This window comes from Microlunatus speluncae (assembly GCF_009299835.1).
In the GTDB taxonomy this organism is placed as follows: domain Bacteria; phylum Actinomycetota; class Actinomycetes; order Propionibacteriales; family Propionibacteriaceae; genus Microlunatus; species Microlunatus speluncae.
Map to the genome: position 1 here is coordinate 589,840 of NZ_VKCZ01000019.1, position 17,748 is coordinate 607,587.

5 protein-coding genes are annotated in these 17,748 nt (G+C 59.7%); 4 read left to right on the forward strand and 1 reads right to left on the reverse strand.

All coding sequences use genetic code 11. From position 1 onward, the window contains the following. The first annotated feature begins 292 nt into the window (after positions 1-292). The 4 genes from FNH24_RS24985 (at position 293) to FNH24_RS32710 (ending at position 15,817) form a co-directional block, all read left to right on the forward strand. Positions 293-8,527, forward strand: a complete 8,235-nt coding sequence (locus FNH24_RS24985) for a non-ribosomal peptide synthetase (protein WP_152364925.1) — start codon at positions 293-295, stop codon at positions 8,525-8,527. After that, positions 8,517-14,228, forward strand: a complete 5,712-nt coding sequence (locus FNH24_RS24990) for a type I polyketide synthase (protein ID WP_152364926.1) — start codon at positions 8,517-8,519, stop codon at positions 14,226-14,228. The genes FNH24_RS24985 and FNH24_RS24990 overlap by 11 nt, the downstream gene beginning before the upstream one ends. A 10-nt stretch (positions 14,229-14,238) precedes the next feature. Continuing rightward, entirely contained in the window at positions 14,239-14,928 is a 690-nt protein-coding gene (locus FNH24_RS24995; protein WP_161606301.1) for a thioesterase II family protein, read from the forward strand. A 118-nt stretch (positions 14,929-15,046) separates the two neighbouring features. Beyond that, positions 15,047-15,817 carry a thioesterase II family protein gene (locus tag FNH24_RS32710; protein ID WP_425486910.1) on the forward strand — a complete coding sequence of 257 codons (771 nt, stop codon included), beginning with the start codon at positions 15,047-15,049 and terminating at the stop codon, positions 15,815-15,817. On the opposite strand, the gene FNH24_RS25005 is transcribed toward FNH24_RS32710, so the two are convergent. Next, positions 15,812-17,731 (reverse strand): JmjC domain-containing protein, encoded by a 1,920-nt coding sequence (locus FNH24_RS25005; protein WP_343031907.1) that lies wholly within the window; start codon positions 17,729-17,731, stop codon positions 15,812-15,814. The two genes, FNH24_RS32710 and FNH24_RS25005, sit on opposite strands and share 6 nt — an antisense overlap. Between the last annotated feature and the right edge of the window lie 17 nt (positions 17,732-17,748).

Sequence of the window (17,748 nt, forward strand, 5' to 3'; positions counted from 1 at the left end):
ATTCGGGATTGCGTTTGGATGACAGCGAGCCCCGCGTGGGCCCTCGTGGCACCTGGACTGGCCGACCGTGCCGTGTCAGCCTCGCTGCCCACACGAACCCCTCGTTGCCCGGCGGTCTCGTACTCCAAGACAATGTCCCTTGCACGGTCGCAGTCGCACTCGCTCGGCTGATCATCTAGAGGTCGACTGGGGCTCGCGCGTGACGCGATCGAGACGTTGATCGCTATACTTGCGGTTCCTAATACCTTGCCACGGAGGGGAACTCTGAGGCCCAAGGAATGTCTTGTGCGCTGTGCAGTTGGCCACGGTTGACATGCCAACGAAACTGGGGGTGGAAGTGGCGAAAGAGCGTGAGTACGGCGAATCCTTGATCCACGAGCTGGTACTCGCTCGATGTCGTGAGGCGCCGAACCGCGTCGCTGTGGTCTGTGGGGGCCGATCGCTGACCTACGGTCAGCTCGACGACTGGTCGGCGTCGATCGCTGCAGATCTAGCAGATGAAGGGGCTTTCGCTGGGGAAGTTGTCGGTGTTGCTATTAATCGTGATCTGGGAATGATTGCAGGAATACTGGGAGTGTTGCGCGCCGGATGTGCCTACGCGCCAATTGATCCGCTTTATCCAGCAGATCGAATTTCGCATGTTATAAAAAGTACTGGTGCTCGTCTGCTCTTAGCATCCGATGGTGCTCAATATTCTTTCGATAGTTGCCGTATCGTTAGAGTGGAACGTGATTTTGATTCGACGATTCGGCGCCCGCACAGGTCGCGGAGCGGGATGTCTGAAGGCGACGCAGCATACGTAATGTTCACTTCCGGATCGACTGGCGTCCCTAAGGGCGTCGTATGCGTTCACGGCGCGGTTGTGTCGTACTTGATCACCCTAATTGACGCTATTGGCCTCGCGACCGGCGACCGTGTGCTCGCGGTCACGTCATCAGTACACGATCCATCGGTGCGCGACATTTTTGGAACGCTCCTGTCCGGCGCCACGCTCATACTCGCGACGGGCAATGAAATTGCTGATCCGGAGGCCTTAGTCGGCTTAATGGAACGTGAACGACCGACGGCATGCCTGAGCATAATCCCGCGCCTACTGGATGCTCTACTCGAGGTTGTCGAACTTCGGCCGAGAATCGACTGGTCGATTGAGCGTGTCCTAACTTGTGGTGAGCGGCTATATGCTCGCACGGCTGATCGTGCTCGCAAACTATTCGCCGCGGAGGTATGGAATCAGTACGGGCCAACTGAAGTCACGATGGTTGCGACCTTCCATCGGATTGGGTTGGGGGATGCTGCGGGTGGTTGGGTGCCGATTGGTCGGCCAGTTCCGGGTGTGGTTGTTCGGGTTGTTGATCGGTGGGGTGAGGTTGTGCCGGTCGGTGTTGTGGGTGAGTTGGTGGTTGGTGGTTCGGGGGTAGCGAGGGGGTATGTCGGGCAGCCGGGTTTGACGGCTGAGCGATTTGTGCCTGATCGGTGGGGCAGCGGTGGCGGCCGTTTATATCGGACCGGAGATCTGGGTCGGCTGCGTGCTGATGGGGTGTTGGAGTTCGTGGGGCGGGTAGACGATCAGGTGAAGGTGCGGGGATACCGGGTCGAGCCTGGTGAGGTGGTGGCAGTGGTGCGGCGGCACCCGCTGGTGGTGGATGCTGCGGTGGTGCCGTGGGGTGATGGTGCGGCCCGGCATTTGGTGGCTTATGTGGTGGGTTCGGTGGAGGTGGCGAGTCTGCGGGAGTTCGTGCGGGGGGTGCTGCCGGAGTTCATGGTGCCGTCGAAGGTGGTGGTGCTGGAGTCGTTGCCGTTGTCGTCGAATGGCAAGGTGGATCGGCGAGCTTTGCCGGATCCAGGTATGGAGCGTCCTCTGTCGGGAGCGGTTGTGGTGCCGAGGACGGCGACGGAGTCGGTGGTGGCCGGCGTGTGGGCAGAAGTGCTGGGTATCGAGGAAGTTGGTGTGGACGACGATTTCTTCGATCTTGGCGGTCACTCATTGTTGGTGATGGCGGTCGTGGCGCGGTTGCGGGAGCGGTTAGGGGTGGACGTTCGGGTTCAGGACGTGTTCTCGTATCCGACGATAGCCGGGTTGGCGGCATTAGCCGATGAAGCTCGTGCGGTGGTAGATGCCCCGTTGGCGGTGGCGGATCGTGATGGTCCGCTGCCGGCGTCGTTCGCGCAGCAGCGGTTGTGGTTCTTGGATCAGATGGTGCCAAAGTCGGCGGCCTACAACATGGTGGACGCCTACCGGATTCGGGGTGGGCTGGACGTGGCCGCGTTGGAGCGAGCCTTGGCTGCGTTGGTGGATCGGCATGAGTCGTTGCGGACGACGTTCGCTTCTCGAGACGGGGTTCCGGTGCAGGTAGTGGGAGCTGCTGGTGGGGTGCGTTTGACGGTTGAAGAGGTCGTCGGCGGTGGGGCGGGCGAGGTGATGGAGCGGGCTCGTTTGCGGGTCGACGAGGAGGCGGCTCGTCCGTTCGACCTGGGTTCCGGACCGTTGTTGCGTGCGGTGTTGCTGCGGTTGGGCGCGGACGATTGTGTGCTGGTGCTGATCATGCATCATGTGGTGTCTGACGGGTGGTCGATGGGAGTGGTGGCTACCGAGTTGGGTGCCTTATACGATGCAGCGGTGTCGGGGGAGGATGCCGGGTTGCCGACATTGGCCGTTCAGTACGCGGACGTGGCAGTGTGGCAGCGACAGCAGATGCAAGGCCGGCTGTTGGAAGAGCAACTGACGTTCTGGCGGGGGGCACTGGCCGATCTGCCGGCATTGGAGTTGCCCACTGACCGGCCTCGGCCCGCCGTGCAGTCCTTCAGTGGAGCGCGGGTGGAGTTGGTGTTGGACCCTGATACCGCGGCTGGGTTGCGACGGATGTGCCGAGCTGAGGGTGTCACGCTGTTCATGGCACTGCTCGCCGCTTTCCAAATGTTGTTGGCCCGTTACACCTCGACGACCGACGTGCCGGTCGGGTTCGCCGCGGCGAACCGGTCACACAGCGGCATGGAGCGACTGGTTGGGTTCTTTGTGAACACGCTAATCGTCCGCACCCGATTGGATGGCGACCCGTCGTTCACCGATGCGCTCGCCCGAGTGCGGGAAGTCACGCTGGCGGCGTTGCATCACCAGGACTTGCCGTTTGAACGTTTGGTCGAGGAGATGGCGCCGGCGCGCGACTTGAGTCGCAATCCACTGTTCCAGGTGCTGTTTCAGGTGATGAACGCGCCCAACGAGCTAGCTGCCCCCACCTTCACCGGTCTCGAGGTCGAGGATCTGCGACCTCAGCCCGCCTTCAGCGTTTTCGATCTTGCCGTCGAGGTCGAAGACCGCGGCAACGAGATTGCTGTCGGGTTCACCTATGCTACCGATCTGTTCGACCGCTCTACCGTCGAACGCATGGCTGGCCACCTCGCCACTCTCGTCAGCGCTGTCGTCGACAACCCTGCCCTGCAGCTCTCGACTGTTCCGCTGCTTACTGACGATGAACTCGACCTTCTCGCCGCCTGGAACGACACTGCCCGCGCTCCTCAGCCCGGGACAGTCATCGATCTGTTTGATACCCATGTTCGCAACACACCTGACGCTGTCGCTGTTATCGATATCGAAAACGACAACGCTCTCACCTATCGACAGCTTGATGAACGCTCACGAAGGATTGCTGCCCATCTTCGCGACCTCGGTGCGCAACCTGAGCATGTGATAGCAATATGTCTACCTCGCACGGCCGAACTCATTACAGCCGTCATCGCTGTCCTGCGCACGGGTGCAGCCTATTTGCCTCTCGAGCCCAGCCACCCCACTGGGCGCATTCATCACATGCTCGAGGCCACCGCCGCGCGTGCTGCCATTGTTGATCACACCACAGCTCGCCACTTCACTAGCCACTGTCTCCCGACCACCGACCTCGCCGATATCGACCACGCGACGACGTCACCTCTACCAACATTTCCCCCACCACACCCCGACACTCTCGCCTACGTCATCTATACCTCTGGCAGCACTGGCAGGCCCAAAGGAATCGCCATTCCACATCGTGAGCTCCTTCAGTCGGTGGCGGCGCGCCTTGATTTGTACGGCGAGGATCCGATCCGTCTCCTCTGGCTGTCAGCAGTTGGATTCGACACCACCGTCGCCGCCTTGTTTTGGCCTTTGTGCACCGGCGGGTCGATCGCCGTGCCATCTGCGAACTCCGTTCGGGACCCCGTTGCCATCCGGTCTGCCATTGCCAGCGTCGGAGTGACGACACTGCTGATGCTGCCGAGTCTCTACGAGCAGGTGCTCGGCGAAACCGAACATCAACTCGGGTCACTGTGTACCGCCGTAGTCGCAGGCGAGGCTTGCTCTGCGCAACTCGTGTCGCATCACTACGCCGCTGCACCCTGGGCGCGACTCGTGAATGAGTATGGGCCCGCAGAGGCTACCGTCTGGGCGACTGCTCACGTGATTGGGTTGGGGGATGCTGCGGGTGGTTGGGTGCCGATTGGTCGGCCAGTTCCGGGTGTGGTTGTTCGGGTTGTTGATCGGTGGGGTGAGGTTGTGCCGGTCGGTGTTGTGGGTGAGTTGGTGGTTGGTGGTTCGGGGGTAGCGAGGGGGTATGTCGGGCAGCCGGGTTTGACGGCTGAGCGATTTGTGCCTGATCGGTGGGGCAGCGGTGGCGGCCGTTTATATCGGACCGGAGATCTGGGTCGGCTGCGTGCTGATGGGGTGTTGGAGTTCGTGGGGCGGGTAGACGATCAGGTGAAGGTGCGGGGATACCGGGTCGAGCCTGGTGAGGTGGTGGCAGTGGTGCGGCGGCACCCGCTGGTGGTGGATGCTGCGGTGGTGCCGTGGGGTGATGGTGCGGCCCGGCATTTGGTGGCTTATGTGGTGGGTTCGGTGGAGGTGGCGAGTCTGCGGGAGTTCGTGCGGGGGGTGCTGCCGGAGTTCATGGTGCCGTCGAAGGTGGTGGTGCTGGAGTCGTTGCCGTTGTCGTCGAATGGCAAGGTGGATCGGCGAGCTTTGCCGGATCCAGGTATGGAGCGTCCTCTGTCGGGAGCGGTTGTGGTGCCGAGGACGGCGACGGAGTCGGTGGTGGCCGGCGTGTGGGCAGAAGTGCTGGGTATCGAGGAAGTTGGTGTGGACGACGATTTCTTCGATCTTGGCGGTCACTCATTGTTGGTGATGGCGGTCGTGGCGCGGTTGCGGGAGCGGTTAGGGGTGGACGTTCGGGTTCAGGACGTGTTCTCGTATCCGACGATAGCCGGGTTGGCGGCATTAGCCGATGAAGCTCGTGCGGTGGTAGATGCCCCGTTGGCGGTGGCGGATCGTGATGGTCCGCTGCCGGCGTCGTTCGCGCAGCAGCGGTTGTGGTTCTTGGATCAGATGGTGCCAAAGTCGGCGGCCTACAACATGGTGGACGCCTACCGGATTCGGGGTGGGCTGGACGTGGCCGCGTTGGAGCGAGCCTTGGCTGCGTTGGTGGATCGGCATGAGTCGTTGCGGACGACGTTCGCTTCTCGAGACGGGGTTCCGGTGCAGGTAGTGGGAGCTGCTGGTGGGGTGCGTTTGACGGTTGAAGAGGTCGTCGGCGGTGGGGCGGGCGAGGTGATGGAGCGGGCTCGTTTGCGGGTCGACGAGGAGGCGGCTCGTCCGTTCGACCTGGGTTCCGGACCGTTGTTGCGTGCGGTGTTGCTGCGGTTGGGCGCGGACGATTGTGTGCTGGTGCTGATCATGCATCATGTGGTGTCTGACGGGTGGTCGATGGGAGTGGTGGCTACCGAGTTGGGTGCCTTATACGATGCAGCGGTGTCGGGGGAGGATGCCGGGTTGCCGACATTGGCCGTTCAGTACGCGGACGTGGCAGTGTGGCAGCGACAGCAGATGCAAGGCCGGCTGTTGGAAGAGCAACTGACGTTCTGGCGGGGGGCACTGGCCGATCTGCCGGCATTGGAGTTGCCCACTGACCGGCCTCGGCCCGCCGTGCAGTCCTTCAGTGGAGCGCGGGTGGAGTTGGTGTTGGACCCTGATACCGCGGCTGGGTTGCGACGGATGTGCCGAGCTGAGGGTGTCACGCTGTTCATGGCACTGCTCGCCGCTTTCCAAATGTTGTTGGCCCGTTACACCTCGACGACCGACGTGCCGGTCGGGTTCGCCGCGGCGAACCGGTCACACAGCGGCATGGAGCGACTGGTTGGGTTCTTTGTGAACACGCTAATCGTCCGCACCCGATTGGATGGCGACCCGTCGTTCACCGATGCGCTCGCCCGAGTGCGGGAAGTCACGCTGGCGGCGTTGCATCACCAGGACTTGCCGTTTGAACGTTTGGTCGAGGAGATGGCGCCGGCGCGCGACTTGAGTCGCAATCCACTGTTCCAGGTGCTGTTTCAGGTGATGAACGCGCCCAACGAGCTAGCTGCCCCCACCTTCACCGGTCTCGAGGTCGAGGATCTGCGACCTCAGCCCGCCTTCAGCGTTTTCGATCTTGCCGTCGAGGTCGAAGACCGCGGCAACGAGATTGCTGTCGGGTTCACCTATGCTACCGATCTGTTCGACCGCTCTACCGTCGAACGCATGGCTGGCCACCTCGCCACTCTCGTCAGCGCTGTCGTCGACAACCCTGCCCTGCAGCTCTCGACTGTTCCGCTGCTTACTGACGATGAACTCGACCTTCTCGCCGCCTGGAACGACACTGCCCGCGCTCCTCAGCCCGGGACAGTCATCGATCTGTTTGATACCCATGTTCGCAACACACCTGACGCTGTCGCTGTTATCGATATCGAAAACGACAACGCTCTCACCTATCGACAGCTTGATGAACGCTCACGAAGGATTGCTGCCCATCTTCGCGACCTCGGTGCGCAACCTGAGCATGTGATAGCAATATGTCTACCTCGCACGGCCGAACTCATTACAGCCGTCATCGCTGTCCTGCGCACGGGTGCAGCCTATTTGCCTCTCGAGCCCAGCCACCCCACTGGGCGCATTCATCACATGCTCGAGGCCACCGCCGCGCGTGCTGCCATTGTTGATCACACCACAGCTCGCCACTTCACTAGCCACTGTCTCCCGACCACCGACCTCGCCGATATCGACCACGCGACGACGTCACCTCTACCAACATTTCCCCCACCACACCCCGACACTCTCGCCTACGTCATCTATACCTCTGGCAGCACTGGCAGGCCCAAAGGAATCGCCATGCCGCATGGACCGGTAGCCGATCTCGTTGCCTCACACATGGCACAACGAGGCAGTCGGCGCATCTTGCAGTTCTCATCTATCGGGTTTGATGTGAGCTTTCTTGAAATATTCGGTGCATTGACGTCCGGGGCAACTGTCGTGACCGTGTCTGATCCTGTTCGTCACGATCCACAGGCGCTTCTCAAACACATAGCTCTTGCCAACGTCGATACGACCTTCCTACCCCCGACGACTCTTCGTGCTGTGGCTGCCGCAGACGCGGAGAGCGAGTATTCGAGTCCGCTGCGCGACGTAATGTCAGGTGGCGAGGCGATGCATGTGAACGAATCTGTGCGCAGGTTCTTCGACCGAGCAGGCGCGAGCCTCGAGAACTTCTATGGACCGTCAGAAGCACACGGCGTGACGGCGCTGGCGCTGCGGGGCGCTACCAGGGATTGGCCCGACTTTCCCTCTGTCGGAACACCATTGATCAACTGCACCATCCGAGTACTCGATCGATGGGGAAATCAGACACCAATCGGTGTTTCCGGGGAGATATTTGTCGGAGGGACTCATGTCAGCCGTGGGTATATCGGAGGCGGTGCGCTGACAGCCGCTCTATTTCAGCCAGATCCTTACGGATTCCATGGCGCGCGCCGATACAAGTCCGGTGACCTCGGCCGTTGGCGGCAAAACGGCTCACTGGAGGTCCTCGGCCGAATTGATGACCAGGTAAAGGTCCGCGGGTACCGTGTCGAGCCAGGGGAGGTTGCTGCCGTGCTGCGCGAGCACCCTGGTGTTACAGACGCCGTTGTCATGCCATATACGCCAGACAATTCAGGGGAAACCCATCTAGTCGGCTATGTAACCGCCCGCAAGACATCAGGAGTCACTGCCCGGGACCTCCGTGCACACCTACGAACACGACTGCCTGACCAAATGGTGCCATCGCGGATCCTCGTTCTTGAGTCGACTCCGTTAAACCAAAATGGCAAGATTGATCATAGTTGCCTCCCCCGCCCAGAGAGTATCGAGACAATTCCGGATTCCGCGAGTTCATCTCCAAATGTCGGGACTGAATCGGTCGTCGCTGCTGCATGGTGCGAAGTTCTCGGCCTCGATCACGTCAGTGCGGAGGACAACTTCTTCGATTCTGGTGGCACATCAATGTCATTACTCGTCTTGCGATCGAGGCTTACCGAAGTTCTCGGACAGAGAATCACTGTGGTTGACCTATTCGCCTATGCTACTGTCCGCTCGTTCTCCGACTATATAGATCGCAAGCCTACGGGTGACACTGGGACCAAGCCCGACGACCGCGGTGCGAAGCGGGCGGCCGCCCGCCAGCGCCGATCAAGGGGAGAGCGCGATCGTGAGCACTGAGTCAAATGGCATCGCAATCATTGGAATTGCGCTCAGGCTGCCCGGGGCAGATACAGTCGATCAGTTCTGGGGCAATCTCACGAACGGTCTGGAATGCATAACTGTATTTTCCAAGGAGGAGCTTCGTCGAGCAGGCGTTCCCGACGCCGTCGCCGACGATCCATCGTATGTACCGGCCGCGGCTATTCCACGAGATGTGTCCGGATTCGACCTTGACTTGTTTGGTATGAACCGGAGCGATGCGGAAGTGCTCGACCCGCAACATCGGCTATTCATGGAGTGCGCTTGGGAAGCGCTCGAGAATGCCGGCGTAATGGCGGAAGATGGTGATCGGAGAACCGGTGTATTCGGCGCATGTGACATGAACACGTATCTCCCGGCTGTCATTGCACCTCAGCTGCCGGTCGACGCTGGTCCGGCCAGAGCTTTTCAAGTTGAAATCTCCAATGACAAAGATTTCCTTGCAACTCGGACCGCATATAAGCTCGACCTGCGCGGGCCGGCACTTTCTGTGCAAACTGGATGTTCGTCGTCCCTCGTTGCCATTCACCTGGCATGTGAATCACTACTTTCAAATGCTTGTGACACCGCGATCGCCGGTGGAAGTCGCGTCCACGTCCCGCTCACGGAAGGCCATCTTCATCACGAAGGTGGTGTTGCGGCAGCGGAACCACATTGCCGAGCATTCGATGCTGATGCCTCGGGTACCATCCGCGGCAGCGGAGCTGCCGTCGTCGTTCTTAAGCGGACTGAGGATGCACTGGCTGACGGTGATCGCATATATGCCACGATCCTTGGTTCTGCGATCAATAATGATGGCAGTGCCAAGGTGGGATTCACTGCACCGAGTGTGAGTGGGCAGCGCGACGTTATCCGAGAAGCGCTTGCGGTGGCAGGCGTTGCGCCTTCCGCGGTTTCCTATGTGGAGGCTCACGGAACCGGAACAGTGCTCGGAGACCCGATTGAGATCGAGGCACTCTCAGATGCGCTTGAGTTGCGACGGCCCAATCGGATGACTTGCATGATCAGCGCGGTAAAGCCGAATGTAGGGCATCTTGGAAACGCTGCGGGAGTGGTGGGCCTGATCAAGGCGGCGCTTGCAATTGAGCGAGAAGTGATTCCAGGGACGCCGAACTTCTCCTCGCCGAATCCGGAATTTCATGTCAATGGATCGGCGATCGCGTTCTCCGCGCGGCCGACTACGTGGAAGCGGACGGCCACTTCGAGAGTCGCGGGCGTGAGTTCATTCGGGATAGGTGGAACCAATTGCCACGTCGTTCTTGGGGAGCCGCCAATCGTGGCAGATGACCGTCCGGTCGCGAATGGGCCAGAATTGCTCGTGCTATCAGCGGCAACGCCAACGGCCCTTATGACTTCCGCGAGACGGCTCGCCGACAGCCTGGACAGTACTGTTGAGCGAATTGACGACACGTCACACACGCTTCGCCATGGTCGTAGGGCACTGAACTTTCGGTGGTCAACCGTCGTGTCGTCGACAGCGGACGCCGTGACGCAACTCCGCGGTATCCCCGTTGGTCGTGAGGCTGAGGGATCGTCCGTATGCTTCCTTCTTCCCGGACAGGGCGCCGAGCTGGCTGGAATGGGCCAGTTCCTTCGCCAGCGTTTCGAAACATTTGACAGAGACCTGGCTTCGGCAGCTGCGATACTGTCGGAGTTCGATATCAATCTCGACGAATTTCTCCGCACGTGTATTCCACCTGTGGACCTGCCGCGAACAGCAGTCGTACAACCAGCGCTGCTTGCTGTTGGGGTGGCAACAGCACGTCTGTGGATGTCCTGGGGAGTCCACCCGTCGGCAGTCATCGGACACAGCATCGGCGAAGTCGCGGCAGCAGTGGTCGCCGGAATCATGTCCTTCGAGGACGGACTCCGTGTTGCTGCCCTGCGCGGCAGGGCGTTGGGCGCTCTACCAGCTGGCGGAATGGTCGCCGTGCGAGCCTCGCCATCAGTGGTTGCACCCCTTCTTCGAGATCTCTCGATTTCGGCATACAACGGGCCAAACGCCACGGTGGTCGGTGGCCGTTTGCGGAGTCTCGTTGCGTTCGAGGCCGATCTGCACAATAGATCTATTCCGTTCGTGAGATTGGATGTGAACCATGCATTCCACACTGAAGACGCTGGTTCCGCTGACGAACAATTACAGCAGATATTCTCGCAAGTTGCGTTGGCACAGCCGCAGGTGCCGTGCTTTTCGAACATAAGTGGCGCAGCTCTGACCGATGAAGAAGCACAATCCCCGACCTACTGGAGTCAACAGGCCCGCATGCCCGTTCAACTCTCCTCATGTCTCACCTCTGTCGGCGCAACGCTGTTCATAGAGATGGGTCCAGGCGAGACGATGACGGGCGCGGTTCGCGGGCACTCCGGTCTGGCAAAGAGCCTACCGTCTCTCGGCAGGACACCAGCGACCGAGCAGGCTCGAATACTGGCGACTGCTGGCGAGGCGTGGTGCGCGGGTGTCGGCGTCGATGTTTCAACCATGAACCGCAGCAACATTGATCTCCGCACGGTTCGGTTGCCGACCTACCCGTTTGAGCGGACGCCATGCTGGTTCGGAGAACGTAGCGCTGCGAGTGCCTTGCCCCATCCGAGCGGGCCAGGCGCGGCGGAGAACTTGGCCCGTCCGAACGGATTGGGTGCGGCGAAGAACGTGGAGCCTCTGGCGGATTCGATAGAAGAGTGTGTAATAGCCACGGTTTCGGATGTACTCGGAGTGCCCCCTCATGAGGTCTCCGTCGATCTCACATTTGTTGAACAAGGTCTGGAGTCCCTATCGCTACTTGAGATTAGTGAGCGGATTCGGGCGCGATATGGCGTGAGAACGAGTCTCGCAGAATTGCTCGATTCCGTGACTTCAGTGGCCGCCTTGGTGCGCCGCATTTCCGAAACGAGCCCGAATGCCCGAATAGGTAGGGAGGCCATGCCTGTTGGTGCCGACGAGCCAGAGGCTCCAGTGGCGCTCGGGCAGGATCCTGAGCCGCCGTCCCCCTTCGCTTCAATATCCCGCACCATGTCGAAGTCCAGCGCGATGCAGTCGTATCTCGCTGATTTTGTTCCCAGATTTATCGAGAGGACGAAGACCTCTAAGCAGTACAATAGCGTGTACCGGGGGTCGCATGCCGATCCGCGGAATAGCGCTGGATTTCGGTCCGCCTGGAAGGAAATCACATATCCGGTCGTTGCGAGACGATCCAAGGGCGCTTATCTCTGGGATCTAGATGGAAACCGCTACATCGATATCACGATGTCATTTGGTGTGGCAATGTTCGGGCATTCTCCTTCCTTCGTCCATCGCGCCGTAGGAGACCGGCTTGCTCTCGGTCTCTCTCTCGGTACTCAGAGCGATCTCGCTGGACCTGTCGCCGAACGATTGTGTCGCATGGTCGGGTTTGAGCGTGCTGTGTTTACGAATTCTGGGACTGAGGCAGTGATGACCGCGGTGCGACTGGCGCGAGCGGCGACCCGCAGGGATCGGATTGCGATTTTCAGAGGGTCTTACCACGGTGGATTTGATGGTGTGCTTGCTCGCGCCTCGGGTAGCGTGGGCTCTGCCCCAATATCCCTTGGAGTGCCACGGTCGATGGTCCAGGACGTGATAGTCCTCGACTACGGATCTGACGAGGCTCTTGAATGGCTTGAACGAAACGGCGAGAATCTTGCGTGCGTCCTAGCGGAGCCAGTTCAGAGCCGTAATCCGTCACTCCAGCCTGTGCAATTCCTGCGCGATGTTCGACGGATTACGCGAGATACAGGTACTCTGCTGGTTCTCGACGAGATGATTACCGGCTTTCGAGCCGATCAGGGGGGCGTGAATTCGCTCTGGGGAATCGACGCGGACGTGGTCGCCTATGGGAAGGTCTTGGGCGGTGGACTTCCGATTGGAGCTGTGGTTGGTCGTGCTGCGGTGCTGGATCTCATTGACGGTGGCGGCTGGCGTTATGGTGATTCCAGCGTACCGGAGCGCGACCTCATATTCTTTGCTGGGACGTTCTGCAAGCATCCACTGGCAATGGCCGCAGCGAATGCCGTGCTGGAACACCTCGAACGAGAAGGTCCCGAGCTTCAGCGTGCGCTTACGGATAAAACTAAGAATTTGGTCGACCGTATCAAGGCTGGTCTAAGCCCTCTCGGCAGTCCGGTTACTGTGGCCGCGTTCGCTTCGCAGTTCCGACTTACACCTAACGCGCGGGAGAACACTGGCGAGCTGTATAGTAAGGCGCTCGTGCATCGGGGCGTCTACGCTTGGGAAGGACGTACTTCCTTTCTAAGTACGGCGCATACTCAGGAGGACGTCGACTCGATCGTTGATTCAGTCGTCGAGGCAGCGACCGACCTCCACAGTTGCCAGCTACTTCGCTCAGTCTCATTCACAGTCGCGCCGGACCCAGATTGGTTCAGTTTGCGCGATGAGCAGCGACTGTTGTGGCTCGGAATGGAAATGCGTGAGGATGCCACCGCCACATACAACGAGGTCTTGACGATTGCGCTACGTGGGTACTTGCGTGGTGACATCCTACGCGACGCTATACGAGTTGTTGTTAGCCGCCACGAGGCTCTCCGAACGAGGGTTCATCCGGAAGGCGATCGCCAGACTATCGCCGATATTGCCGAGGTAGAGGTCGAAGAGATCGCAATCGGAGACGGCGACCGGCGTTGGGATCGAGCGGCTGCTGCGGTTGCGGGACTTCGCGCCAGACCGTTTGACCTTGTACAAGGGCCGGTCGTCCGAGCTGCGTGGATCACCCTTCGCAATGACGAACATGCTATTGTGGTAGTTGCACCACATCTGGTTGTAGATGGTTGGTCAATTGCAGTGCTTCGTCGGGAGACCGTTGCCGCATACGATGCGCTGGCGCACGGCCGTAGGATGCCGTTGGATCCAGCTCCATCATTCCGCTCGTTCGTCGCCGCAGAGCAATCCCTCGCCACCGATGTCGGGAGTCGGAGCTACTGGCAGAAGCAACTCGACAAGATTGATCCCCAACCGATGTTTCGAACTAGTCGATTGCGCACATATGAGCGGCGCCGGCTGAGCCGCAACCTAGACAAAGTCTTCGCAGCTCGGATTCGGCAGAGCTGTGCCACTCTTTCGATCACTCCCTATAGCTTGGGCTTGGCCGCGTGGTTCGTGGCGATCGCGAGTGCAACCGGTCGACGAGATGTGACGGTCGCGGGGAAGTTTGCGGGACAGCCACGGCAAGGGACGTTGGGTTTGGTCGGATACTGCTTGAAAGTCTTGCCGATGCGCTTGAACGTACCGTTGGACGCCTCGGTGCGTGGACTGGCCAAGGCCGTCGACATCGGAGTACGAGAGGCGCAGGAGCACTGGTCGATGCCTGAATCCGAGATCATCGAGACATACTGGTCGACGCGGGAGCGTGGTTCGGCGCCTTTCGGGGGCGTAACATTCGAGTTCGAACGTCTCGAGCGGCAGTCTGTGCCACATGGAATGCAGGACGCAGGCGTCGACCTCGCCGGGCTCGATCTAACCAAATGGGATGCCTCGATGGTCCTAGTAGACATCGGCGACGGAATGATCGCCGACCTGACCCTGAGCCCAGTGGTGATCACTGACAATGAAGGCGCAGATCTGCTAGCTTCCTATGTGGCCTTGCTCGATGATGCATGTCGTGATCCGGCTCCGGCGATCGGCACTCCGACTCGAACGCCCACCTCGTGATGCGGCGACGATGCTGACACCAATCGAGGAATCATACTCTGATTGTCCGCGTCTGTTCTGCCTCCCATTCGCGGGCGGATCAGGCTCAGGATATCGACATTGGGGCACCCTCACCAACGACGTCACTATCGTGCCCGTACGGCTCCCTGGGCGCGAAGGTCGAATCCTAGAGCCCATTCCGGACCGGGTTGAGACGCTCGTCGAACAGCTAGTTGTTGAACTGCGATCGATGCTTGACGGTCCTTTTGGCGTGTACGGCCACAGTTTCGGCGCTATCGTCGCGTTCGAACTCGCAAGGAAGTTGGAACGGCAGGGGTTTAGTCCACGTCGTCTCATCGTAGCCGGAAGAGCAGTACCTGATGATGCGTCAATAGGCTCCTACGATGCACTCGCCGCGCCAGCAGCCGAGCTTTTCAGGGGTCTCGAACGGGAGCTCGTCGAGGTACTGAGACCTGCGTGGGAGGGAGATATGGTGATGAGTACGGCCTACCGGTACAGTGGTAGCACACAAGTGCATTGCCCGATATCGGCGTACTTCGGCATGTCGGATCCGTGGGATGGCGAATCGTCCATGTCTGGGTGGAAGTTTGCTACAACTGGTGAGTTTGCGATGCGCGGGTTCCCCGGTTCGCATATGTTCGCGTTTGATGAGAGTCCGAAAGCCGTCATTGCGGCTCTTGTCGAGGATATCGGAACGTGAGTGGTTGCGTGCAGTTGCGGAATGGTCATAACTTTCGTGAATGTTGGGACCGGCGTTCGATCGAAGTATTGACGCGCAGTGTGTTGATTGCTCCTGACCTTCATTGTGGACCCCGATGATGCCCAGTAGCTCACCCAGAAGATCCCGGTTGACGACGCCGTGGTTGCACGGGCCCGTGGAACCTGTTGGAGACGGCATCAGGCTCTTCTGTATTCCGTACGCGGGTGGCAGTGCGACACCGTACCTTACGTGGCGCTCGAAGCTGCCGCAAATAGACCTGCAGCCAGTGCGTCTCCCTGGTCGGCTAGAGAGGGCGTCGGAACCTCAGATCCGTCGCCTCCCGGCCTTGGTTAATGCGCTTGCGGAGGCCCTTGCCCCATTTGCGAGCGAGTCTTTTGCAATCTTTGGCCATAGTATGGGAGCACTGGTTGCCCTCGAACTCGCCCGACGGTTCGAGGCGCGGGGTCGGCCTCCGACCCATGTATTCGTGAGCGGTCATCCATCTCCGGAACAGCCATGGCGAATAGAAACAGGGTTGCACCTCGCTCCCGAAGCCAGCATTATTGAATTCCTAAGAGGACTTCTCGGCACGCCAGAGGAATTGCTACAGGATCCAGAAACACGTGCCTTGATTGTATCTTCCATGCGCGGTGATCTTGAGCTCGTTGAGACATACAACTATGTCGTTGAACCCCGGTTAGCGTGTGCGGTTACGACACTATATGGCGCGGATGACGCAACTATAGACCAAGTGGCGGGTTGGAAGGACGTAACTTCAGGACCGTGGTCGTGCTACGCCTTCGCCGGTGGCCATTTCTTTCCCTTCGGCGAGAGTCGCGACGATGTATTAGCAACAATCGCCACTACGCTCAGCAGGCCGGGCTCATAGCAACATCCAAGGTGGCTTGGCGCAGTCGAGGCCAGTCGTCCCCACAACCTCAACGGAGATTGGCGATGGTGTGCCCAACTCGCTCCAACGGAATCGAGCGTACTGGCGCGTGTGTCCAGTTACAAGTTCTCGAGAGTCGGGCCCCGTGAATTCTTCAAGATCGGCGAGGATGTCGGAAACCAATATCTGCGTATCCGCGGGCCGGCCGTCTGGCTCTTTGGCACTTCTCTCGAGGTACTCAACGAGTTCCTTGCCCAGCAGGGTCAGTCCCTGCGGGATCGATCTGGATGCATCTAGTTCGGCTATCAGTGCTCGTAGACTGGGCGAACGGTGGAATGCATTTCCAATTGACAGGTTGTAGCGTGCTATGGCAATTTGAGCCGCGATTCGGCCGAAATCCGTATTGGTGCCGTTCCAGGAGCCTGTGTATGGGCTAGGCGGTCCCGGCGGGACAACGCCAATTCGCTCAAGCAGGTCTACGGATAAACGCGCCCTTTCCCCGACCAGCGCGACCGAAATGTCATCCACGTCCCAATCTGACTGCACGACTGCAATTCCGGCGCGTCCGGCTGCGAGACGCGCCTGTTCGCTTGTCGCAACGGCTGAAACTCCTGTTGCAATGCGAGATATGGAGGCATGGAACCCGGGCATGACTGCCTCAATCTTCTCGATCGCCTGGTGGACCTGGTTCACAAAGTTTACCTCGGCCGGGATGGTGGCGAGCGCATCTCGCCACACCGAAAGTTCTGTAGTGTTGGCGACTGTCCGGCCACAGCTTCGGGCGGCTTCGATCCACGATTGTAGGCTGGTTACTGCATGCCTCCGGTTAAACGCGAGCAGATCCGCCCGAAATCTGGAAGTGGCCTCGACCATCGTCGCATTGGGTGCAGCCTTGAGTAGTTGAGACAGGTCCATCTGGTCGACGCTATCCCGGCACTCGGTCCATTGCGCTCTGTCCGAGGCCATCCACCATTCTCTCGGTCCGAGCGCCAGCAACGCGAGGAACCTCTGAATGTGTACCAGCGCGAAAGCATCAACAATCGAGCCATCTTGGGAAGCTGCCGGGTGTGAGACTTCGCCGATGCTCAGACCGGTGGTGGAAATCGAATGATCGACCGACGCCATGTGCATCGGCTCAGAGGTCGATTCGCCAACCGTATTCTGTCGGAGCAGCACGGCGTGGCGCCTTGACGCTGTGGCAGCGACACCTGTTTGTGCGAGCGTACTGAGTTCGAAACCCGCTCTTGAAGGACACTCCAGTGCTCGGTGAACTTCCGCTGCGCCGAGCCTCATAGCGGCTTCAACACGCTCCTGACTATGTTCCTCCACGGGCAGAGGAAGAGGATCGTGGGATGTTTCTAGATCACCGAGAGATCGCTCGATCCCGGCTAGCAAGGCTTGGCTCGGTAATAGAGCTTTTAAGCTAATGGACAACATAAGCCCGGGACCAGCCGGGCGGACCGCGTGGCCCCAATAGACCGGCAGATAGAGGAGATCTCCAGGTTCAACCGTGACATCAACTACGTTCGAGCCGTCTACCGGTGTTGCAACCTCTCCGTACCCGGGTGTTCGTAACACTCGTCTGCGCAGTTCGTGGGAAGTTAGGTTGGCAGTCGACCAAAGTTTCCATTGCTTGGCGCCCCATAGCTGTGTCACAAAATTGTCGACCTGGTCGAAATGTGGCCCCGAGGTGACCCACGATCCACTTTCTCGATTACGCACGAGCGCAAGTTCAGTGTGGTCCCACTGGAAGTCGCTGCGCAGTCGCTGGCAGAACTCTGCCATCGGCTGATTGAGGCATTCTGCGTTGCCGATGTAGCTCGTGGTTCCGATGCGTCCCACCGAGCCGGTACGCCATGAGGCCGGGACTCGGTCGTTGTCGTTCTCGAATACATCGAGCAGACCTTCGTCCACCAAGTCAGCAAGCTGGC

What these genes read in the sequence shown, in the direction of transcription:
- FNH24_RS24995 (WP_161606301.1), top strand. Translation starts at nt 14,239, where the DNA reads ATGCTGACACCAATCGAGGAATCATACTCTGATTGTCCGCGTCTGTTC.
- FNH24_RS32710 (WP_425486910.1), top strand. Translation starts at nt 15,047, where the DNA reads ATGCCCAGTAGCTCACCCAGAAGATCCCGGTTGACGACGCCGTGGTTG.